This is a genomic window from Streptomyces sp. NPDC000941 (assembly GCF_053599555.1).
The window spans coordinates 1-21651 of the sequence record NZ_JBSFMM010000034.1 but is presented as its reverse complement, the minus strand read 5'-3'; the positions used below and the strand labels follow the sequence as shown (position 1 = coordinate 21651).

15 protein-coding genes and 2 pseudogenes are annotated in these 21651 nt (G+C 70.4%); 10 read left to right on the top strand and 7 right to left on the bottom strand.

What is annotated here, in order from left to right; genetic code table 11:
* Positions 1-5: 5 nt before the first annotated feature.
* The 4 genes from ACWDSL_RS13775 (at position 6) to ACWDSL_RS13760 (ending at position 4224) form a co-directional block, all read left to right on the top strand.
* Positions 6-701, top strand: coding sequence for a B3/B4 domain-containing protein (locus tag ACWDSL_RS13775; protein ID WP_450484944.1), 696 nt, complete (start codon positions 6-8; stop codon positions 699-701).
* Positions 702-1193: 492 nt separating this feature from the next.
* Positions 1194-1856: a flavin reductase family protein gene (locus ACWDSL_RS13770; protein WP_450484942.1), complete on the top strand. Its 663-nt coding sequence runs from the start codon at positions 1194-1196 to the stop codon at positions 1854-1856.
* Positions 1857-1918: 62 nt separating this feature from the next.
* Entirely contained in the window at positions 1919-3256 is a 1338-nt protein-coding gene (locus ACWDSL_RS13765) for an aminotransferase class I/II-fold pyridoxal phosphate-dependent enzyme (RefSeq protein ID WP_450484940.1), read from the top strand.
* A 68-nt stretch (positions 3257-3324) separates the two neighbouring features.
* Positions 3325-4224 (top strand): dihydrodipicolinate synthase family protein, encoded by a 900-nt coding sequence (locus tag ACWDSL_RS13760; RefSeq protein ID WP_450484939.1) that lies wholly within the window; start codon positions 3325-3327, stop codon positions 4222-4224.
* Between the two features lie 170 nt (positions 4225-4394).
* On the opposite strand, the gene ACWDSL_RS13755 is transcribed toward ACWDSL_RS13760, so the two are convergent.
* The 3 genes and pseudogenes from ACWDSL_RS13755 to ACWDSL_RS13745 form a co-directional block, all read right to left on the bottom strand.
* Complete coding sequence (locus ACWDSL_RS13755) at positions 4395-5180, bottom strand: phosphotransferase (protein WP_450484937.1); 786 nt, start codon at positions 5178-5180, stop codon at positions 4395-4397.
* 556 nt (positions 5181-5736) lie between these two features.
* A pseudogene (locus ACWDSL_RS13750) lies at positions 5737-6391 on the bottom strand (DUF2264 domain-containing protein); the annotation flags it as partial.
* Between the two features lie 15 nt (positions 6392-6406).
* Positions 6407-6592: pseudogene (locus ACWDSL_RS13745) on the bottom strand (hydroxyacid dehydrogenase); the annotation flags it as partial.
* A 269-nt stretch (positions 6593-6861) separates the two neighbouring features.
* Here ACWDSL_RS13745 and ACWDSL_RS13740 point away from each other — a divergent pair.
* Positions 6862-7608 carry a sugar phosphate isomerase/epimerase family protein gene (locus ACWDSL_RS13740; protein WP_450484935.1) on the top strand — a complete coding sequence of 249 codons (747 nt, stop codon included), beginning with the start codon at positions 6862-6864 and terminating at the stop codon, positions 7606-7608.
* A complete protein-coding gene (locus ACWDSL_RS13735; protein ID WP_450484934.1) occupies positions 7605-8702 on the top strand; it encodes a Gfo/Idh/MocA family protein in 1098 nt (365 codons plus the stop codon). The genes ACWDSL_RS13740 and ACWDSL_RS13735 overlap by 4 nt, the downstream gene beginning before the upstream one ends.
* 459 nt (positions 8703-9161) lie before the next feature.
* Here the strand turns inward: ACWDSL_RS13735 and ACWDSL_RS13730 are convergent, their stop codons facing one another.
* Entirely contained in the window at positions 9162-9689 is a 528-nt protein-coding gene (locus ACWDSL_RS13730; protein WP_450484933.1) for an NUDIX hydrolase family protein, read from the bottom strand.
* Positions 9690-10291: 602 nt separating this feature from the next.
* On the opposite strand from ACWDSL_RS13730, the gene ACWDSL_RS13725 reads away from it, so the two are divergent.
* The 4 genes from ACWDSL_RS13725 to ACWDSL_RS13710 all read left to right on the top strand — a co-directional run bounded on the left by ACWDSL_RS13725 (position 10292) and on the right by ACWDSL_RS13710 (position 17364).
* A complete protein-coding gene (locus tag ACWDSL_RS13725) occupies positions 10292-10909 on the top strand; it encodes a helix-turn-helix domain-containing protein (RefSeq protein ID WP_450484931.1) in 618 nt (205 codons plus the stop codon).
* 214 nt (positions 10910-11123) lie between these two features.
* On the top strand, positions 11124-12989 hold the full coding sequence (locus ACWDSL_RS13720) for a hypothetical protein (RefSeq protein WP_450484929.1): 1866 nt from the start codon (positions 11124-11126) through the stop codon (positions 12987-12989).
* Positions 12986-15994 carry a helicase HerA domain-containing protein gene (locus ACWDSL_RS13715; RefSeq protein WP_450484927.1) on the top strand — a complete coding sequence of 1003 codons (3009 nt, stop codon included), beginning with the start codon at positions 12986-12988 and terminating at the stop codon, positions 15992-15994. The genes ACWDSL_RS13720 and ACWDSL_RS13715 overlap by 4 nt, the downstream gene beginning before the upstream one ends.
* A complete protein-coding gene (locus tag ACWDSL_RS13710) occupies positions 15991-17364 on the top strand; it encodes a hypothetical protein (RefSeq protein WP_450484925.1) in 1374 nt (457 codons plus the stop codon). Before ACWDSL_RS13715 ends, ACWDSL_RS13710 begins: the two co-directional genes overlap by 4 nt.
* Positions 17365-18417: 1053 nt before the next feature.
* On the opposite strand, the gene ACWDSL_RS13705 is transcribed toward ACWDSL_RS13710, so the two are convergent.
* The 3 genes from ACWDSL_RS13705 to ACWDSL_RS13695 form a co-directional block, all read right to left on the bottom strand.
* A complete protein-coding gene (locus ACWDSL_RS13705; RefSeq protein ID WP_450484923.1) occupies positions 18418-18792 on the bottom strand; it encodes a hypothetical protein in 375 nt (124 codons plus the stop codon).
* Positions 18793-19260: 468 nt separating this feature from the next.
* Complete coding sequence (locus tag ACWDSL_RS13700; protein WP_450484921.1) at positions 19261-19788, bottom strand: DinB family protein; 528 nt, start codon at positions 19786-19788, stop codon at positions 19261-19263.
* Between the two features lie 560 nt (positions 19789-20348).
* Positions 20349-21422, bottom strand: coding sequence for a hypothetical protein (locus ACWDSL_RS13695; protein ID WP_450484919.1), 1074 nt, complete (start codon positions 21420-21422; stop codon positions 20349-20351).
* Positions 21423-21651: the final 229 nt, after the last annotated feature.

Sequence of the window (21651 nt, the reverse complement as noted above, 5' to 3'; positions counted from 1 at the left end):
GGACCGTGCCCGAGGAGATCCCGGGCCTGCTGGAGCGTCTGGCCGAGGTGCCCGATTCTCGCGATCCGCGCGGCGTGCGGCACGCTGTGGTCGTCATCCTTGCGCTGACCGCGTGTGCGGTTCCGGCCGGTGCGTCCTCCCTGCCGGCGGTGGGTGAGTGGATCACCGACGCCCCGCCGTCCGTCCTGCAGCGCCTTGGCGTACGGCCCGATCCGCTGTCCCCGAACATCCGCCCCAGCGTCGACGCGCTCGGCCGCCGGCTCGCCAAGAAGGGCAGCCTGCCGCGCATCAACCCGGCCGTCGACTCCTGCAACGCCGTCTCCGTCCGCCACGGCCTGCCCGCCGGCGCCTTCGACCTCGACCACGTCAGCGGCGACGTCGACATCCGGCACGCCGACGGCACCGAGTCCTTCACCCCGCTCGGCGAACCCGACACCGTCGAGAAACCCAAACCGGGCGAGATCATCTACGCCGACGCCACCGGGGTCCTGACCCGCCACTGGAATCACCGCGACGCCCACCGCACCCGCGTCACCGAGGACTCCGCCCACGTCGCCTTCGTCCTCGAAACCCTCCACGTCGACCAGGACGGCGACCTCCTCAAAATCGCGGCCGACGAACTACAGGGCCTCCCTTCCCCGCACGCCCAACAGACCGCCGTACACCACCTCAGCCCACAACAGTCCCAGGCAACCGCCTGAGACCTCGATCCCGGCCCGCTGTGCTCCCGCCGCCGGTGGTCAGTCGCCGGTCAGCGCCGTGTCCGGGAGGCGTAGGTGAGTGCGCAAGGCGTCGCGGCCACCGTCCGTCAGTCGAGTGGATGGGTACGGTGCGTCGCGGGGCTCGAGCCGCGAGAGCTTCGATCATCTCGGCGATGTCGGGATCGGCAAGACGTACATGGCGGTGCCGACCCTTGCGCTCCTCGGCCAGCAGTCCGCCGGCCACCAGCCGATTGAGGTGGCTTGTCACCGTGGAGGGCGCGACGTCGGCAAGGCCGGCCGGTTCCGTCGCCGTCCAGGAACGGCCGTCGAGGAGCGCGATGCAGAAGGCGGCGCGGGTCCGGTCGGCCAGGAGGGCGGCCAGGGAAGCGAGGTCCGGTTCCTCGGTGTACGAGTCGGGGCTGGTCACAGGGCCAATGTCGCCCTCGGTCGCTTCGGCGCCCGTCGAAGCGTTACGCGCTTAGCGTGCATGGCATGACGACTGAAACACACCGTGTGATCCGGCCGAGCATCCTCTATTTCGGCACGCCCGTGGTCCTGCTCACCACGGAGAACGAGGAGGGCACTTTCAACCTCGCTCCGATCTCGTCGGTGTGGGCGCTGGGGCAGAACATCGTCCTGGGCCTGGGCAGCGAGAGCCGGACCGCGCGCAACCTTGCCGTACGACCGGAGCTGGTGATCAGCGTCGCCTCGCCGGAGCTGTGGGAACACGTGGAGCGCCTCGCGCCGCTGACCGGCGCCGATCCGGTGCCGGAGAGCAAGCGGGCGGTGTACCGGTACGAGCCGGACAAGTTTTCCGCCGCCGGACTCACGCCGGCTCGCTCCGAGGTCGTGCGGCCTCCGCGTGTCGCCGAGTGTGCGCTCCAACTGGAGGGGCGTGCCGTCGCGCTGACACCGGGCGGCGAGGGCCGGTTCTTCAGCGTCGAGTGCGAGGTGCTGCGCGTCCACGCCGACGAGCGCATCGTCGTGCCCGGCACGCACCACGTGGATCCGGCGGTATGGAGCCCGCTCATCTACAACTTCCGCCACTATCACGGCCTGGCTTCCGAGGTTGGCTACGGCTTCCGGTCGGAAACGGCCGGCAGCGCGGCGCACACGGTGCAGGCCGAGGTCACGGAGGTGTACCTGAAGGCGTAAGGTCGACTTGCGGTTTGTCCTATGCCAAAACTATGTTTGGCATAGGACAAATAACGGGCTGGGTGGCGGAGGTGGTGATCGTGCCGATCGGCGGGACGACGGCGACGGAGATCGTGGGCAGTGTGCGAGATCTGATCGCGTCGGGCGAGCTGGCGCCGCGGGATCTGCTCCCGTCGGTGCGGACACTGGCGGCCGAGCTGGGGGTGAACCGGAACACGGTGGCGGCGGCGTACCGGCAGCTGGTGGCTGCCGGTGTGGCCGCGACGCAGGGCCGTGGCGGAACCATGGTGGCCGGAATGCCCCAACTGGCCCGCGAGGGAGCGGGGTTCGGCGGCAGGTTGATCGACCTGGCCAGCGGCAACCCCGACCCCGAGTTGCTGCCCGATATGCTCGCGGCGGCCCGGCGCGGTGAGTACCGGCAGCCGCTGTACGGCGCGCCGGCGGTCCATCCCGGACTGGCCGAGTGGGCGGCCGACGGATACGCCGAGGACATCGCGGGCCAGCCGTTCAGGGTTCTGGTGGCAGGCGGTGCGGCGGACGCGACGGAGCGGCTGCTGAACGCGTACCTGACGCGTGGGGATGCGGTGGCGGTCGAGGATCCGTGTTTCCTGGGGACCATCGGCACACTGCGGTTGAACGGCTATCGCACCGCCCCTGTCGCGGTCGATCACGCCGGGATGCGCCCGGAGGCCCTGCGCGCCGCTCTGGAGAATGGCGCGCGGGCGGTGGTGTGCACACCGCGCGCCCACAATCCGACCGGTGCGAGCCTGACCGCCGGGCGGGCCGCGGAGCTGCGCGCGATCCTGGCCGAGCACCCGCAGGTCCTGATCGTCGAGGACGACCACTTCTCGGCCGTCTCCACCGTGCCGTACCACCGCATCACCCCGCCGCGGTCGGCCGCCTGGGCCCTGGTCCGCTCGGTGTCGAAGTTCCTCGGCCCGGACCTGCGCCTGGCCCTCGTGGCCGCCGACGAGGAGACCGCCCGGCGCCTGGAGACGCGGCTGAGCGCGGGGACGATGTGGGTGAGCCACCTGCTGCAGCACACCGCCCGCGAACTCCTCCTCGACCCGAAGGCGCGGGCGCAGCACGAACGGGCGCGCACCGCCTACGCCGAGCGCAGCGCACGGCTGATGAAGGAGCTCAACGCCCGCGGTATCAGCACACCGGCCGCCTACCGGCCCGACGGGCTCAACGTGTGGATCGACCTGGACACCCAGGCCCGGCCGGTCGTCGACGCCTTGGCCCGGCGCGGCTGGCTGGTCAGGCCCGGCGACCTCTTCGCCACCGGACAGGCCGACCGCCAGGCCATCCGGGTCACCACCGCCACGCTGACCGAACAACGGGCCCGCGAGTTCGCCGCCGACCTCGCCGCCGTCCTCGACCACCCGGATGCCGCCTGACCACAACCGCCGCCCGCCTCCCGGCCGAACAACCGGGCCATGTCACTCCGCGAAAGGAACCTCCTGTCATGTTCACCGGCCTCAGCGCTTTCCCCCTGACCCCCATGAGCGAATCGGGCATCGACGAGCAGGCGTACGCGCGGCTTGTCGCGCGCCTCGCTTCCGCGGGGGTGGACTCGATCGGTGCGCTCGGCTCCACCGGAAGCTACGCCTACCTCTCCCGCGAGCAGCGCGCCCGGGCGGCGCGGATCGCCGTCGAGGCCGCCGAAGAGACCCCCGTCATCGTCGGTATCGGCGCGCTGCGGACCTCGCAGGTCCTCGCGCTGGCCGAGGATGCCCAGAAGGCGGGCGCGTCGGCGGTGCTGCTGGCCCCGATGACGTATCAGCCGCTCACCGAGGACGAGGTCTTCGGACTGTACGAGGACGTCACCCGGGCGCTGTCCGTTCCGCTGTGCGTGTACGACAACCCGGGCACCACCCACGTCCACTTCACCGATGAACTCCACGCTCATATCGCCGGGTTGCCGCAGGTCGCCGCCATCAAGATCCCGCCCGTACCTGACGATGCGGCTGCCGCGAGGGAGCGTGTTCAGGCGCTGCGGGCGCTGATCCCGGACACCGTCACCATCGGGGTGAGCGGGGACTGGACGGCGGCCACCGGGCTGACCGCCGGGTGCGGGGCGTGGTACTCGGTCGTCGGCGGGCTGTTCCCCCGTACCGCGCTCGTCCTCACCCGTGCCGCCCAAGGCGGAGACGCGGTGCAAGCCGCGGCCCTGTCCGAGCGGCTGGAACCGCTGTGGGAGCTGTCCCGCCGGTACGGCAGTCTGCGCGTGATGTCCGGTGCCGCCGCCCACCTGGGCCTTGCCTCCGAGACGAATCTCCCGTTGCCGCTGCACGGCCTCGCCCCCGACGCCCGCGAGCGGCTCGTCAGCGTGCTGGACGGCCTCAACCTCGGGGCTTCCGCATGACCACCACCGCCTCTGCCGTCCCGCACAGCCGCACCACACGGACTGATACGCCGAAGCCCCAGCGGCCGGTGATGGCCTGGATGGGGCGGGTGTTCAGGCGGGGTTGGCCAGGTCGAGGCGGCAGCGTTCAAGGCGGCGGTGGCGTGTCCAGGCTGCCTGACGGAGTCCCGCTAGTCGTCGGCCGGCCTGCGCCAGAAGCCTGCGGGTAGGTCTTCGACTTCGACGGCTGCGTGGCGAAGATCAGCGGCGACCGGTAGCAGGGCGGTGTAGACCGGGTCGCCGTCGGCGGCCATACGCTCAATGACTTGGGCATTGACGCGGGCCCGCTGGGCGACAACGGCCCCGAACGCCGCCCGGTCGCCGTCGTACCCATAGGCATCAAGCAGCAGGTGCAGGCGTCGGGATCGGTCCTCGAACGCCATGAATCCGGTCTTCTCGGCAAACCGGCGGGCGTGCAACGGAACCCAGGTCAAGGCCATGAAGGCCAGGTCGAACTCGCGCGACGAAGGCCCGGCGGTGTCCCAGTCGAAGAACCCGGCCAAACCGCCGTCGCGCCACACCGCATTCCACGGGGCCGCGTCATGGTGACCAATGATCAAACCAGGCCGCCAGGTCTGTCCGGCGAGCCATCGCACGCCCTCCGGTGGGACGAACTCCGCCGTCGCGTCATGCAACCGCCGGGCCCACCGGCCGACGCCTTCCAACGCGGTGTCCGAGTACACCCACGCAGGCCAGGGCAGGTCCTCACCGGCCGTCTCGCCCACAAGATGGGTCACGACCTCGCGTTGCTGGTCGTCCACCCCCAACACTCGGGGCGCACCGTCGAACCCCACGGCTTCCAGGTGGCGCAGCACCGCGTGCACGCCAGGCGTCCACGGCTGCAGGGGCCGGTGGACCGCATCCCCGATCCGCACCGCGCCCACAGTCCTGCCGCCGGGCAGACGCTGTTCTTCCATACGCTGGTTCTACCGCATCCTGACCGGCCGCACATTTCCTTTTCCCGGCCGCGAACCCACCGCGCCCAATGCGCGTTACGCCACCCGACGCGCTCTCAGCAGGCCAGAGGGCACGCCCAACGGGCATTGCCCTTATCGGCGGCTGCTCACCGTCGCCGCGGGTCGGCCGGAGCGTGAAGGTGTCGACGGGTTCGACGCGGCCGTAGAGCCCGGTAACCGCGTAGTGGGTCACCGACATTCAATTGCCCTGAACGAGGATGGTGTCCATCGTGAGGCGAAGTGGCTCGAAGGCCACGACGGTCTGCGGGCCGTCCGCCCAGCACACGCGCAGCTCCCCGTTCACCCAGGTCACTTCGGTTACCGCGGCCGTGAGCGTGGGCGCGTCGGCGTCGGCCCCCAAGGAGGCCGGCGCGACGAACACCGCCGTCCCCTGGACCCCCGCCGACAGCCGGGGCATCCGCACCCATGGCTCGTAGGCCGTGCCCTCGGGCGCGCGCCATTGCTCCGCCTCACCCCAGCCGTGCAGCCCGGCCAGCTCGGAGCGGAGTGCCTCCGTGGCCCAGCCGGTGAGTGTGACCCGCGCTCCGTCCGAGTACCAGCCATCGCCCCGATACCAGGTCTCCATCAGGTCGAGCGCTCGCTCCCTGGCCCGGGCCGTCGCCGCATCACCGCGGCCCGCCGACTCCAGGAAAGATGCCACGGTGAACGGGAAGAGGTACCAGTTGTTCGGCGCGGGGGTGTGTGCGAGTGCGCCGCGCAGCCACCGCTCGGCCCGGTCCTGTACGTCACCGTCGAGCCGGTCCCACAGCCACGGCCGGGTCAGGGGACAGGCCGAGCGCCACCGACGCCGACTCGACCATCGGCTGGCCTTGCACATGGTGGTCGAGGATGAGAGGCCATGACTCGGTGTCGTCCCGGCCGGGTGTGCGGGTGCCCGCCGCCAGGCCGGCTGCGTACCGCTCCAGCCAGCCGTGCGGGTCCTTGCCGTCGGCGCCGGCGACCCGGAAGCCGGCCGCAAGGAACGTACGGGCGTAGCCCTCCAGGCCGTCCGAGCGGACGCCGGACTTGGAGGGCTGGCCCGGCAGGTCGAGCAGGGCGCCGCCGGGGGGCGCCCAGCGCCACGCGGCGGCGAGCAGCCCGTCGGCGGTGGCCTCCCAGTGCGCGCGGGTGTAGCCGGTGTAGGGGTTCAACTCCCGGTCTTCGTTGGACAGTTGGAACGGGACAGGTCATGTGAGGAACGCCAGCCTCTCGCATCGAACGGGATGGGCGAAGCCGTCGCCGGCGGCCCACCGGGCCACCTCGCCGACGGCCGTGTCGGCGAGGCGCTCCCACTCATTGCCCTGGGAGCCGGCGAGGTGGGGGGTGATCAGTGCGTTCGGGCATTCCCACAACGGATGCTCCGCGGGGAGGCGATCGAATCCCATCACGTGGAGCTGGCAACGCAGTTGGTCGTCCGGGAATCCACCAGACCCCCGCGTGACTGATCGAAGCACCTGTGCGACGCCCGACGCCGGCGTGGACTACTGGGCGGCCGTGGACGCATTCGGCGAAGCCGGTATCACCTCGGGCGAGACAGAACCAGTGACGCGACCGGGGCCCGCAACGGACCGGAACTCACCCATTGACAAGCCGTGTCGGTGCTGGGCGCGATGAGGCGTCAACTCGTAGACGAGGAGAAGACATGCCGAAGGACAACCTTTCCCTCCAGCTCTACACGGTTCGCTCGAAGCTCGCCGAGGACTTCGAAGGAACGCTGGCCCGCATCGCGGAGATCGGCTACAGCAAGGTCGAGTTGTTCAATACGGCCGAGCTGGCGGACCGCCTGGGCGAGGCACTGCCCACGTACGGGCTCGCGGCGCCCACCGCGCACATCGCGTTGCTCCGGGAGGACCGCGCCAGCGGCTTCGCCACGGCTCAGCGCCTTGGCGTGACCACCGTCATCGTCCCGATGACCAGTCCTGAGCAGTGGCAGTCGGCCGACGACATCAGGACCACCGCGCACGAGCTGAACCGTGCTGCCGCCGAAGCCGCCGATCACGGGCTCACGGTCGGCTACCACAATCATCACTTCGAGCTCGAGGCGAAGGTGGGCGGTGTGCACGCGCTCGAGGCACTGGCGGACAACCTGGCGGACGGGGTGATCCTCGAGGTCGACACGTACTGGGCCGCCGTCGGGGGCGCGGACGTGCCGGCCCTGCTCGCCCGGCTCGGCGACCGGGTCAAGGCGCTGCACGTCAAGGACGGGGACGCCACGTTGAACAACAAGGCTCAGGTCGCGGTCGGCGACGGCGTCATCCCGGTCGACGACATCCTGGCCGCGGCGCCGACCGCTCTGCGCGTAGTCGAGCTGGATGACTACGACGGCGATGTCCTCGCTCCGGTCGAGAAGAGCTTCGCCTACCTTCGCGGGCTGGAGCCCCTCGTATGAGCCCGGTGGGCATCGGTGTGATCGGCGCGGGAGTCATCTCCGACGCCTACCTCAAGAGCATGCGGGGCTTTCCCGACCTGATCGTGCACGCCATCGGAGATCTCAGTCCGGACGCGGCGAAGGACAAGGCCGACACGTTCGGCATCGAAAGACACGGCGGGCCCGAGGCGGTGCTGAACCATCCGGACGTGGAGATCGTGGTCAATCTGACGATCCCCGCGGCGCACGTCGAGGTGGCACTGACCGTGCTCGCGGCGGGCAAGCATGTGTGGAGCGAGAAGCCGCTGTCGCTCAGCCGGGAAGACGGCCGGAAGCTGCTCGCCACCGCACAGCGGGCCGGTCTGCGGGTGGGCTGCGCGCCCGACACGGTCCTCGGCCCGGGCCTGCAGACGGCACGGCGCATCATCGAGAAGGGGGACATAGGCCGGCCGCTGACCGCGCTGACTCAGCTGCAGGGCCCCGGCCCGGAGTCCTGGCACCCCAACCCGGCCTTCCTGTACCAGAAGGGCGCCGGTCCGCTGTTCGACATGGGTCCCTACTACCTCACCGCGCTGATCCAGACATTCGGACCGGTCGCCGAGGTGGCCGCGCTCGGCTCCAAGGCGTGGAACAGGCGAAGCGTCGGTTCCGGCCCGCTGGCAGGCACTGAGTTCGATGTGGAGGTGATGACGCACATCAGTGCGATCGCCCGGTTCGAGTCGGGCCAGTCAGCGCAGAGCATCTTCAGTTTCGACTCGCCGCTCTCGCGCTCCGGGGTCGTGGAGATCACCGGAACCGACGCTACGCTCGCGCTGCCGGACCCCAACCGGTTCGACGGTGAGATCAAGATCCGCCGCCGTCGAAGCCAGAGCTGGGAAACGCTCGCCACGACCACGGCGCGGTCCGAACGCGGCACCGGCGTACTGGAGATGGCACGCGCGATCCGTGAAGGCAGACCTCACCGCGCGACGGGGGTGCTCGCCCTCCACGTGCTCGACGTGATGACGTGCATGAACGAGTCCATCACGGAGGGGGCGTTCATGCACGTCGAGAGCACCAGCGAGGTCCCCGCGCCCTTGCCGGACGACTGGGACCCGTACGTGACCACCCTGTGATGAGTCCCCCGCCGGTCCTCGGGGAGCCTCGGCTTGAGGACCGGCGGGGGAGACGATGCTGCCTCCGTGCGCGGCGGCTGGGATGGCCATGTCCCGGCGTCGGCCGGCGGCCAAAGCTCTCATGGTCTTCCTCGAGCACCACACCAGGCGCCCGCACGACACCGGCGTCACCGCACACCCGACCGCGGCCTGAACCACCCAACCAGCCCGCAACCTCGCCACCGACCTCGGCATACGCATGGACTCGCTGCGCTTCCTCATCTGAGACCGCGACATCAAGTAGGCACGGTCGGCCCAGGTAAAGCGCGGCTTCGGGTTCGTGCGGCGTAACACCGCGACCTCGTGCCGCAGCACCAGCAGCTCGATGTCCTTGGAGGTGGGGGAACGGCAAATGAGCACGACCGAGCCGAGCAGGCGGGTGAAGATCAAATAGAACAGACATCGCGGCAGGTGTCCCCGTCAGGACAGGCAGCCCACGTGGGCGAGTGCCTGCTTGAGCAGGACTCCCTGGCCGCCCGGCATCTCGTTCTGCACCAGTGGCGAGGCGGCCTCTTGCGGGCTGAACCAGACCAGGTCCAGGGCGTCCTGGCGGGGGCGGCAGTCACCGGTCACCGGGACGATGTAGGCAAGGGCCACCGCGTGCTGGCGGGGATCGTGGAACGGTGTGATCCCTTGCGTCGGGAAGTACTCGGCGACCGTGAAGGGCTGCAGCGAGGCCGGGACCCGGGGCAGTGCCACCGGTCCGAGGTCCTTCTCCAGGTGGCGCAGGAGGGCGTCCCGGACCCGTTCGTGGTGCAGCACGCGGCCCGAGACGAGGGCGCGGCTGACCGCGCCGTCCGGTCCGATGCGGAGCAGCAGTCCGATGCTGGTGACTTCGCCGCTGTCGTCGACTCGCACGGGCACGGCCTCGACATACAGGATCGGCATCTGCGCGCGCGCCTGTTCGAGATTGTCGGGACTCAGCCAACCGGGTGTGGTTTCAGTCATGTCAGCCATTGCACGATCGTACTTTCAGCGCGATCCGTTGTTCGCGTGCGCCGCTCCAGGCACCTGCGATCCGTACGGGCTGTGGGTGCCGTCACGCCGCATAGGTGTTCTCGTTGGTGCGGCTGCAAGGACGTGGTGGGTGTGGGGCTCGTTCGTGATCAGGATGTGGTTGAGGCCTTCGCGTCCGCCGCCGCCGACGACACGTTCGACTGCGTGTTCATTCGGGGAGCTCGTGGTGCAGCTTGTGCCGCTCGAAAAGTCGTCGCTGGAGGTCATGCGGCGTATCGGTACTCGCTGATGAGGCCGTCGAGGGTCCGGGCTCGCAGCAGTTGGTGAGTGCTGGTGCCCGTTGAGCGCCGTACGGTGGTTGACCTGGGGCTTTGTGATCGCCCACGTATGGGCATGATCCCTTGCCGTGGGTCTGCGACTGCTCTACCTGACCTTCTGCCGACTACTGGCCTGACTCCTCCTGCTGGGCCGGTCGGCCGCCGCGAACAACGCCGAGATCCTCGCTCTCAGCCAGACGGTCGGCCCTGTTCTCCACCTCGCATCCGCTGGCCTGCGAGTTCCTCGACCACGGTCGCAAGACCCGCCTGACGCTGATGCGGCTGCCGCGCCCCGTCCCGCCGCTGGCCGGCGGCCGGGCCGACCGGCTGCTGGCCGAGCCGCTGTCGCCCCGGGCCGGGGCGGCGGCCCTGCTCGGCCTGTACCTGGAACAGCTGCCGCAGGCCGCCCGCACCTGCGGCCCGGCGGAGCTGGCCCGGCTTGGCACCATCGGGGTGGACCTGGCCGCCACCTTGCCGGCGGCCCGGCTCGGAGTCCAGGACACCCTGCCCGCCGAGACACGCAATGCGGTGCTGCTGGCCCGGATCAACGCCTTCATCGACCACCACCTGGGCGACCCCGAGTTAGGCCCCGCCGCCATCGCTGCCCACCACCACGTCTCCGTACGCACTCTCCACCTGCTGTTCCAAAGCGAACCGGAAACCGTCAGCGCCTGGATACGCCGACGCCGCCTGGAACACTGCCACGCCGACCTCACCGACCCCCGGCAGCGGCGGCGGTCGATCAGCGCCATCGCCGCCCGGTGGGGGTTCCTGCGCCCGGCGGACTTCAGCCGGGCGTTCCGCGCCGCGTACGGCGTGACGCCCAGAGAGCTCCGGCAGGCCGCACTGCACACTCTGCCGGATACGCAACGGGCCGCGCGGAGCGACAAGTAACACCGCACGCATCACCAACTCGCAGCCGACGGCGCGTGCCACGATGCGAGGAAACGGAGGAAACGGCAGGGGAACACGGGGCCCAGCATCCTACGAAGCCCCTGATCGCCCTGTCCGATCGCAGCGACGTGATCACGGGGATCCAGACAGTTGTCGAGGCCGCCGCGCTCATCGCACATGGCAGCGGCGCCGCGTCGGCGTACGGGGGGACATGATGGGTGCTGCCGACCGCGAGACCCAGAACGAGACCGATGCCGGTGCGGAACTCGCACTGCGCGTCTTCACCGGGGACGAGCGTTGGGGCTGGGAGTTCGTCCAGCCGCCCGCGCCCCCCGCACACCGGGATGCCCACAACCCGCCCGCGTACACAGAGCCCTCCGGCGCCGAGGTCCGCGCCATGGAGGAGCGGGTCATGACCGGGACGAAGAACAACGGCTCCGGCTGCCTCCTGCTGTTGGTAGGTGTCGTCGCCTTCATCGCTGGAGGAGCGGCCGCCGCCGCGGTCGTCGTCGCCGTCCTCGTCGTCGTACTGATCGCCAACTCCCCGAGCGCCAGGCTGAGGGCCGCCCGAAGCCGCCTGGAGGCCGCTCGCGCCCACGCCCGGCGTGACTACGAGCAGCGCTGGCGTGCCTGGCAGAGCCGAATCGACGCCCACCGCGCGGAACACCTGCGGCACAACGAGACGCTGGACACCTGGTTCCCGCTCTCCCTGGCATCCAGGCCCAGCCGGATCGACGTCTTCGGCGGCACGGGCAACGGCTGGGCGAGCCTGCTCACCACGGTCGGCGGTTCGCTCCTCGGCGGGGGTCAGCCGCTCGTCGTCCTCGACCTCACCCAGCAGGCCGTCGCGCTCGAGCTGGCCGGGCTCGCCGCATGCCGCGACATCGCAGTCGCGCACGTGCCCATGCCCGGCGCCCTGCTCAACGTCGATCTTCGCGCGGAGTTCACTCCCGAGGAACTGGCCGAGACAATGGCGGAAGCGTTGGGCAGCACGCGCCCGCCTGGCGCCGACGTGGACCTCCACACCATCGACGTGGACGTGGTCCAGACCGTCGCGGAACTGCTCGAAGGACCGGTGACCTTCACCCGCCTCGCCGCCGGCCTTCGCGTCCTGCTCCGCGTCTACGACGCCGACCCGGGCGCAGCGGGCGCACCGGGCGCGCTCAGTCCCGCCGAGGTCGAGTCGATCACCCGGGCCATCGACCTCCTGGGCCAGAGCGAGCGCGTTCAAAACGAGCTCCGCTACGTACGGGCGCAGACGGAACTGCTCACGCCGAGGGAGGAAGAGGCCGCAGTTCCCGGCGGCCGGGCAGCGGACTGGTGGCAGGCTGCGGGGCTGACGATCGTCACGACCGAGGACTCGGTGCGCCGCCGCAAGGACCTCACGGACCGCTTCGTGTTCTTCCGGCTGCTCCACATGTTGCGCATGCGTGCCGTGCCGCACGGATCGGGGACGCTCGTCGTCGCCGGAGCCGACCATCTCGGCCGCGACGCCCTGGAATCGATGGCCCGGGAGGCGAGGACGGCCGGGATCAGGCTCGTGTTCCTGCTCGAACACCTGCGGGAAGGCACCGTCCAGGTGGCCGGTGGATCCGACAGCGCAACGGTGTTCATGCGCATGGGCAACAGCGAGGAGGCCAAGGCAGCCGCGCAGTTCATCGGGCAGGAACACACATTCCTCGTGAACCAGCTGACCCGGCAGATCGGGGAGACCTTCACCGAGGGGCGCGGCAGCAGCTACAGCTTCCAGCGAGGCGTGTCGGACACGGACGGCTTCAACCGGGGCGGCGGCATGTCCGGCATCACCTGGGGGAGTTCACGCTCCCTCTCGACCTCCCTCTCCCGCAGCTGGCAGGAGTCCACGAACACGTCCACCGCCCATTCGACGACGAACGGCGAGAATCTCAGCCGCGTCTATGAGTTCGCGGTCGAGCCCACCCAGCTCCAGGCCCTTCCGGTGACCGGATTGGTCCTCGTCGAAGCCGGTCCGGGCGGTCGGCGCATCGTGTTCGGGGACTGCAACCCCGGAATCAACTTCCTGCCCCGGCTGTCCGCCCGGCCCCGCGCGAGCCTGACATGAGCGCAGGCGCCGGGGCCGGCCCGGGCCGGCCCTCCGCACTCGACGCGTACCGTTTCCACCGCCTGCTCACCGTGCCCCGGCGGCCGGCGGACCCCCGTACGGAGGACCGTACGGCTGCCCAGCTCACCGCCGCGGTGACGGCGGCCCACGCCGTGCTCTCCCACCACGGGTCAGGGCACCCGACAGGGCTTGCGGCAGCATGGATCCGCCCGGGCCGGCACCGGCCGCTGCACTTCCTGGTGGGCGGATCGCCCCACTTCCCGCCCGCCGACGAAGAACCCGCCGAGGACGGAGCGCGACGCCCCTTGCGCTACCCGCCCGGGTCCACGGCCCGGGACGTCCCGCCGGGCGAGGCCGCCGCACTGCTGGAACAGATCCCGTACTGGCTGCCGTGCCCCGGATCCCACGACGCCCTGCGCCTGGGCGACGACGAGCGCGCCCTACCCACCGAACGCCGCGGCTCGTTCGACGATGCCGTGGCCCACCTTCCGGGCGCCTTCGCCTGGCTCGTCCTGGCCGAGCCCGTCCCGTACGAGCGACTGGAACAGGAGCGCGCGGCACTCGCCGTGCAGTTGCCGCGGCTGCGCCAGCGCGAGAACTCCGCCGCCGACCGGGTGGCGGCGGACCGGGCCGAGGCCCGCTACCGCGAGCTGACCCGGGCGCTCGCCACCGGGGTATGGAATGTACGCGTACTGGTCGGTGCCGAGAGGCCCGAGTCGGCGCTCGCCTCGGCGGCCCTGCTGTGCGGCGCGGGCGACCTCGACGACCTGCCGTACGTCCTGGTACCGGCGCGGCACCCGGTGCCGCTCACCGAGGCGCTGACCGCAGTCACGCCGCAGCCGGCCTCCGGATCCGGACCACCGGGCAGCGTCCCCTTCGTCGCCCCCGCGGAACTCGTCGCGGCACTGGCCCGGCCGCCCAAGAGGGAACTGCCCGGGATCCGTACGGTGGCGCCGAACGGTTTCGACGTCACCTCGGACGGCACAGGGCAAGCCTCGGACGGCTTCCTCATCGGCGACATCCTCGACGAGGCCCTCTCGCCCGCCGACCAGTTCCACGTCCCGCGCTCCACCCTCAACCGGCACGCCTTCGTCTGCGGAGCGACCGGATCCGGCAAGTCCCAGACCGTGCGGACCCTGCTCACCGCCCTGTCCACGCACGAACGGCCGATCCCCTGGCTGGCCGTCGAGCCGGCGAAGGCCGAGTACGCGCGCATCGCCGGACGCCTTGCTGCGGGCCGAGGACCTGGGCGCACGCGGCGGGTGACCGTGATCCGGCCGGGTAACGTGGACGTGGCCCCCGCCTCCCTCAACCCACTGGAGCCCGAGCCGGGCTTCCCGTTGCAGAGCCACGTGGACCTCGTACGGGCTCTCTTCCTCGCGGCGTTCGAGGGGCACGAGCCCTTCCCGCAAGTGCTGTCGCGGGCACTGTCCCAGTGCTACACGGCCGCAGGATGGGACCTCGTCACCGGTGAGCCACGCCCGGCCCACAAGCCGAAGTTCGTGCTGAGCGAGCCGGACGAGCCCCGCACGGCCGTCTACCCGACCCTGGGCGAGCTCCAGGCGACCGCCCGGCAGGTCGTGGAGATGATCGGGTACGGCAAGGAAGTCACCGCGGACGTACGGGGCTTCGTCGACGTCCGCATGGGCTCGCTGCGGGAGGGCGCGCCGGGCCGGTTCTTCGAGGGCGGCCACCCCCTGGACATCGCTGGGCTGCTCGCCGGGAACGTGGTCCTGGAACTGGAAACGATCACGAACGACCAGGACAAGGCCTTCCTCATCGGCGCCGTACTCATCCGCGTGGTCGAACACCTGAGGGTCCACCACGGTGCCGGAGGAGCGCCGCTGCGCCACGTCCTCGTGGTGGAGGAGGCGCACCGGCTCCTGAAGAACGTCGAGGACGGCCCCGCAGCCGCAGCCGTCGAGCTCTTCGCCTCGCTCCTCGCCGAGATCCGGGCGTACGGCGAGGGCGTCGTCATCGTCGAGCAGATCCCCAGCAAGATCCTGCCTGACGTGATCAAGAACAGCGCGCTCAAGATCATGCATCGGCTCCCGGCGGAGGACGACCGCCGGGCGGTCGGCGCCACGATGAACCTTCAACAGGAGCAGAGCGAGAACGTCGTCGCCCTGCCACCCGGACGCGCGGCTGTCGCCGCCGACGGCATGGACCGGCCCGTCCTGACGGTGATCCCGTACGGGGAGCACGACGAGAGCGCGAAGGAGGCCTCGGCGGAGCCACCGCTGCTGGGCAGCCGCAGTCCACTCTGCGGAGCCTCCTGCCGTCGCGAACCATGCACGCTGCGCACGATGAACGACTCCCACCACCGTTCCATGGCGCCGCTGCACCTGATCTGGACGGACGTGGCCGCCTCGGCCCAGGCCATGGGCAAGGCAGCCCCCGGCCCTGCCGCCGCGGTCCGGGCCTCGCTGAAGGCGCTCCCCGAACGGCATCTGGAATGTACCCTCGTGTACGCGGTGGAACGAGCCGTCTCCGCGCGCGAGTCCCTGATGCGCGACGAGGTCGACCCGGGGGACTTCGCGGAGCGCCTGTACGCCGTGCTGTCCGCGGCACTGCTCGGCACCCCGGCCCCGATCAGGGACCCGCGCCGCTACACGTACGCCAACTACCGCTTCCGGGACGTCCTGGAAGCCATTCAGCGGGCTCGGAAGGCTGATCCGGACGGGCCGCACAGCTACCCGGACCACACGGCCGAATGGGCGTCCCGCGGCCTGGTCCTCACCGGTACCTCCGGGACTGAGCACCGTCTCCAGGTCCGCGCCCTGCCGGGGTACGGGCCGGAGAAGGTCCATGCCCGGGTTGGCGACGTGGACCGCAGCGGTCTGCGCGACGCGGTGGTAGCGGTGACGGGCGGCACGACGGAGGAGCACGTCAGACGGGCGTTCGCCCTGGCCTGCGCGGAGGGGCCGCGGCTGCGCGCGGTGGTGGAGGAGACGGCGGCACGGGTGGCGCAGGTGTGCGCCCTGGGGAGGCAGGCCCGTTCATGAGCGAACTCGGTGCTACGCCCGGCGGGGCAGACGCTCCCCCTCCACCACCACCGCCTCCGGTCGACGCGAAGGCGTCCCGGGGCGGCGACGTCCCGGAGCCCGAGCACGCAACGGATGAGCAGCCCAGGCCTGCCGCCGAGGAGCTGGCGGACGGCGACGTCGGCACGGACGAGGTGCAGACGGAGCGGCCTGCGGCAGAGGATCCGCCGTTGGTGCCGGATACTCCGGAGCCGGCCGGGGAGGTGACCGGGGAGCAGCCCGGCCGGCAGGAGGCGGACGCACGGACACCGGACCCGGACCGCCCGGGGCGGGCCGAGACCGGCCCTCAGGCCGCCCCCGAGGCCGGGGTGGCGGGGAACAGCGGCAGCGAGTCGAACCCCCACGACGAGCTGGGCGATGCGATGGGCGGCTTGGCCGAGAGCACGGCGAAGGCGGTCGAGACAGGGGCCGACGCCACCGTGGACCTCGTCGAGCAAGCTGCGGACGCCGTGGACGAGGCCGCCGCCGGTGCATCCTTCGATGCCAGCGCTGATGCCTTCCGCGCCGGAGCGGACGGCGACCGGATGCCCGAGATGCGCTCGGACGCCGTACCGCCTCCCAACGGCGCGCCGGCGGATGGAGAGTGGGAGGACGGTGATCCTCCGGCGGAGTACGCGGGGGAGCGCGAGCAGACGGGGACGCTCGAGGGGCCGCCCACCAATCCGTGGCTCAACCTTGGACGCCAGTCGGCGGACGCGGAAACGGAAACGGACAGCGGGGGCGCCGGGGTGCCTCCGGACGATCCCGGCGCCCCGGGGTCTGCGGCTGGTGCCGATGACCCCGACCCCGACGACGGAGGCACACCTGGCGAGCACCCATGGCGCCAGTTTTTCCGTCCCCAGCCGGCCGACACGTACACGACCGACGCTCCTCCCGACCCCGGTGCGCCACCCGGGGACGACAGAAACGGGGGCGACGAGGACGGGCCTGATACCTACATGAAGGAGCTGAAGATCGAAGGGCTCGAACTCAACGCCGATGTCGAGCGCATGCGCGGGGCCAACATGGCCAGAGCCGTCGCGGCCCAAGAGGCGTACGAGGCGTCGCGGTCGGCTCAAGGCAGGGCGGGGCAGGACCAGGCGGCCGAAGGCCGAGAGGGGCAGGGCCAGGAGCGCGGCGAACGCCAGGGACCGAGCGCGCGAGACGCCGAAGCAGCGCGTGTGGTGGAGATCGCCGCACAAGGATTTTCGAGTGTCCGCGACGTGGACCGGGCGGCCGTGAACCACGCGCGCAGTGTGTCCGAGGCGACACCTGCGGTCACTCAGGCCCTGCAGAGGAGCCTGGAACAGCGTCGGGGCCTGGGCCTCGGGAAGGACATCGGGCCGAGGTAGGGGAAGGGCCGAACACGAACGGTGGGGGCGTGCGGTTCGGGACGACCGCGGTGTGGGTGGCGCACGCGTGCACCCGGGAGAGGGAGACGCGTTGATGAGTGAACTCGGTGGCATATCCGACGCGCCGCCTCTCCTGCCCCCCGCCGCCTCCGGTCGACGCGGTGGTGTCCGGGGACGGGGACGTGCCGGAAGCGGCTCATGAGGACACTGGTGTGCAGGTCGTCGGCCAGGAAGGGGCGGACGAGGCAGGGGACGGGGACGTCCCGGAGCCCGAGCGCGCAACGGACGAGCCGCCCACGCCTGCCGCCGAGGAGGTGACTGACGGCGATGTCGGCATGCAGGAGACGAGGGCGGAACAGCCCCCGGACGAGCCGTCGGCGCTGGGGCAGGAACCCACGGGTGGCGCCGAACCGCCTGGTTCGGTGGTGTCCGCGGACCCGCCTGACCGACCGAACTGCCCGGCCCCGTCGGACCCGGTGATCGAGGACTCCCCGACGGCACTGCACTCCCCGAACCCAGAGCACATGCCGGAGGGCACCCAGCCGGTCGACCCGGCCGGAACCGAGGTCCGTCGAACAGGCCCACCCGCAGCAGCCGGACACCGCAACACCCACTGCGGAAACGACACCCACCAGGCCAGCCGGGCCTCGTCCTCCGCGGAGACACTGTATGGCGCAGACGTGATCACCACGGGCTTCCCGGCCCTGGTCCACGGGGTCAGGTGGTCCAGTCATCCGAAGCCAGGGCTGCTGCCGTATGGGGAGCACGCATCCGGCGCGCACCGCTGGCTCAGGCGGCGCCCGAGCCACGCCGGACAGCTGCCGGCCTCGCTCTTCTTCAGCCCGTGCTGCTCGGCCCACTCCGTGACGACCTGCTGCGCGGCCCGCCGGGCCCGCCGCGCCCATCAGCAGATCCTGAAGGCGACCGGAGGACTGATGTGGGTGGGCGGCTGGCCACCTGGCTCCGCGTCCCCACCACGCCAGGTGGGGACGCAGCCGTTTGGGTTCTTTCGGGCGGCTGGCGGCAGGCTCGGTCAGCCGCGTAGAGGCGTGGTCAGTCGTCGGAGAGTGCGATGCGGATGTTCTTGACGCCGCTGTCCTCGCCGAACCCCTCAAGTGCCGCCGACTCGCCGCGGCTCAGGTAGGCAAGCTGGTACGGACTGGTGGTGCCGCCGCCCTTGGTGTCGCCGGTTACCTGGAGAATGTGCCACCCGCTGCCCGAGCAGGTTCGCGTGATGCGGCCGGTCAGGCTGTAGCCGTACCACCCGGTGCCGTCGCTCCAGTAGGTGTAGTCGCCGGTGAACTTGGCGCAGGCGCTTGTGCGGGTGATGCTGCTGGCCGGGGCCGCCTGGGCGGTGGTGGCCAGGGGGGCCGTGAGTGCCAGGGCTGCACCGCCCGCCACGGCCATCGCTGCGATCTTCTTGTGCATGTGGCTCCTCCCTCAAAAGGTGATGCGGGCCGATTGCCGCTCTCCTTGGTGGTGGAACGAACGTGCCTTACCGGGCTTGTGAAGACGTGACACAAACCTTGAACGTGCTGGTGCGGCCACAGGCCCGTGGTGTCGGTGGCGCCGCGCACTCTGGGCATTCGACTCGCTCGAAGAAGTTCGAGACGCCCCTGCCCTGGAACGGAGGCCACCGTGCGCCAAGCCGACAACATCCTCGGCCTCGAGGTGACCGACTTCGACCCTCGTGATGTGGCGGGAGTCCCGCCGCGTTGAGCGGGCCCGGCACGCGAACGGGGACGCCTCCCACTGGCAGCCACCGACCAGCCGGGTCGTCACCCGCGAGGTCACCGCTGCCGCTGGGACGGATCCTCGCCACTGGTCAAGCCCATAGCCGTCCCACACACCACAAGGCGGGCACCAAGCCATGACGTACCGGCTAGAAATGCCAGCTCAGTCGCCTGTTTTCCCATCCGTGCGCTCTCGTAGGAAGTCGGCGTGTCCGGTGTGGCGGGCGTACTCCTGGATCATCTGCATGTAGAGCCAGCGCAGGCTGAGGGTAGCGCCGCGCGCGGACGTGAACGTCTCGTCGAGGTCATGGCCAGCTGCCGCTGCCTGGCACGCGGCGACCTCGGCCCGAAACCTCTCGAAGTCCCGTTCCGCGTACACCTCGTGGACTCCCTCGATGCCCTCATCGTCGTCTCCCGGGTCAGTGAAGACATTCCCGATGCCTTCACCCGCGAAGCGCCGCCGGAACCACGACCGCTCTACCTCCGCCATGTGACGGACCAGGCCCAGCAAGGTGAGGTTCGACGGTTCCACGGTGGTCCGCGCCAGTTGGGCCGGCTCCAGCCCTGCGCACTTGGCCAGCAAGGTCTCGCGATGCCAATTCAGCCACCCTTCCAGCATCTGACGCTCAGGTACCACGGCCAGGTCACCGATCCGCGTAGTGCGCTCAATCCGCGGTGCTATCCATGTCATGCGCCTACCTTGACCGACCAACTCACAGGAACACCAGTAAAGACACAGCCGTCGAGATTAGGGCGGTTTGGGGCGCGTCCGCACGATAAACAACAAGCTTAGAGGTCCTCGTGTTTTCCCGGGCCAGTCGCAGGATGAGCTTCCTGAGCGTCGCCCTGGTCGGTGGTCGCCCGGTCGGGGCGCGTCGCGCGCTGTAGTCCCATTTCGCCGCGATGAACCTGCGATGCCACGCCGGCAGGGTGCCGGGTGTGACCGTGAAGAGCCCACGCCACCGGCAGCGGGGTATCAGACCGGATAGCGCAGCCAGCCAGAACCGGTCAACGGGCTCATACCGGACTCGGCCGTTGATCTGACGCCGCAACACCGCGTTGTCGTGCCGCAACACCAGCAACTCCGCGACCTTCGTCGCTTCGCTGCGCAGAAGTACCCGAGCGATGGAGCGATGGACAGCAGCTTGTGCGCGACCTTGTACACCGGTGAGACGGTCACGCGGACACGCTCTCAGCCGAGGCCGAATACCTGACATCACCTGCAGCGACGACGTTCCGAGCCCCACAGGCTCATTGGATCAGGTCGGTGTGCGGATGCTCGGGGGAGGTCGGGCAGACGTAGAGCTGCATGTTGTCGGTGCTGCCCACTTCGACCGCAGTCGGCTGCGAGGGGGCTTGGCCAGCATAATGGGCGGCGTAGGCGGCTGCCTGGTCTTCGCACGGCGCCCAGCTGCGTCCCTCACCACCGTCCCATTCGAAGGAAGCGATGGTCAGCAGCGGGACCATCTGTACATCGCAGACAGTGCAGTATCGGCGATACGGGTCGGTGCGGCCCCACGGGGGCCAGCCGCCGACCTTCCAGCCGGGAGCGTCAGCCAGCTCGCAGTCATAGAAGTCCCGCGGATAGTCCCCGTAGGCGCTGTCCACGCCGACGCCGGCTGACTGCCATCTGCTCCGGTCCTCCACCATCAGCCGCATCTCCGGGCTCAGATCGAGGCTGTCGGGGTACTCGGTGATCGCTTCTGGTGCCAGCACGCACGGCTCCGGCACATAGCCCGGATAGTTCGCCTCGTACGGTTCCGGCGGTGTGGCGAGGATGTCGACGACCGCGGCGGCGGACCGCCAGAACAGCGCGGTCGACGGCTTGTAATCCGGTTCGTGGTCGTAGGGGCACCAGAGAATCTGGAGCAGATCGGCCTGGCCGGGCGGCCGCAACAGGGGTATGTCGCGCAGATACAGCTGAGCCACGGGCAGCATGGGGACCGGGCAGTCCGCAGGCCACGGAGGGCTGGCGTCGAGTCGCTCCGCGAGCCTCGCGGCGCTCCGTTCCTTGAGCGCCTCCTCCTCGGGCGTCAGCTCGAAATCACCGGAATCAGGGTGCCACCGGGCCCGCATGCGTCTCTCAAGCCGCACTATGGCCGGCGACTGGCGGAACCCACTGTCACAGTGCAGGTGCGAGCTTTCGCAGCGCGGCCACGGCTCCTCGGCCGGCCACAGCAACGGCCCCCCGACCGAACTCTCCCTGACCGAAGGCGACCCCGGGCGGGGATGCAGCCGAATCGCAGGACGCGCCAAAGAAGCCAGCTCAGGAAAGACCGCGGTCACATCTACAGGCCGCGGCGCAGTCGTACGTACAAAGACCATGCCGATGATCCTGCCACCAGCCACTGACATCGATGCTGATACTCAGGTTCCGGTGATCGTGGCTCAGCCACTGGCTGACGCCCTGCTGGGTTGTCCTCTGACTGTTCTGTCCGGTCGCCGGGACCTGTCCTCATGGCTCCGGCCGGGCGGAACATGACCTGATAGGAGCTTGGTCAGAAGCCCCTTCGATGTCCTGTCTGCGCCACCCGGCCGGTGCCCACCTCCGGCA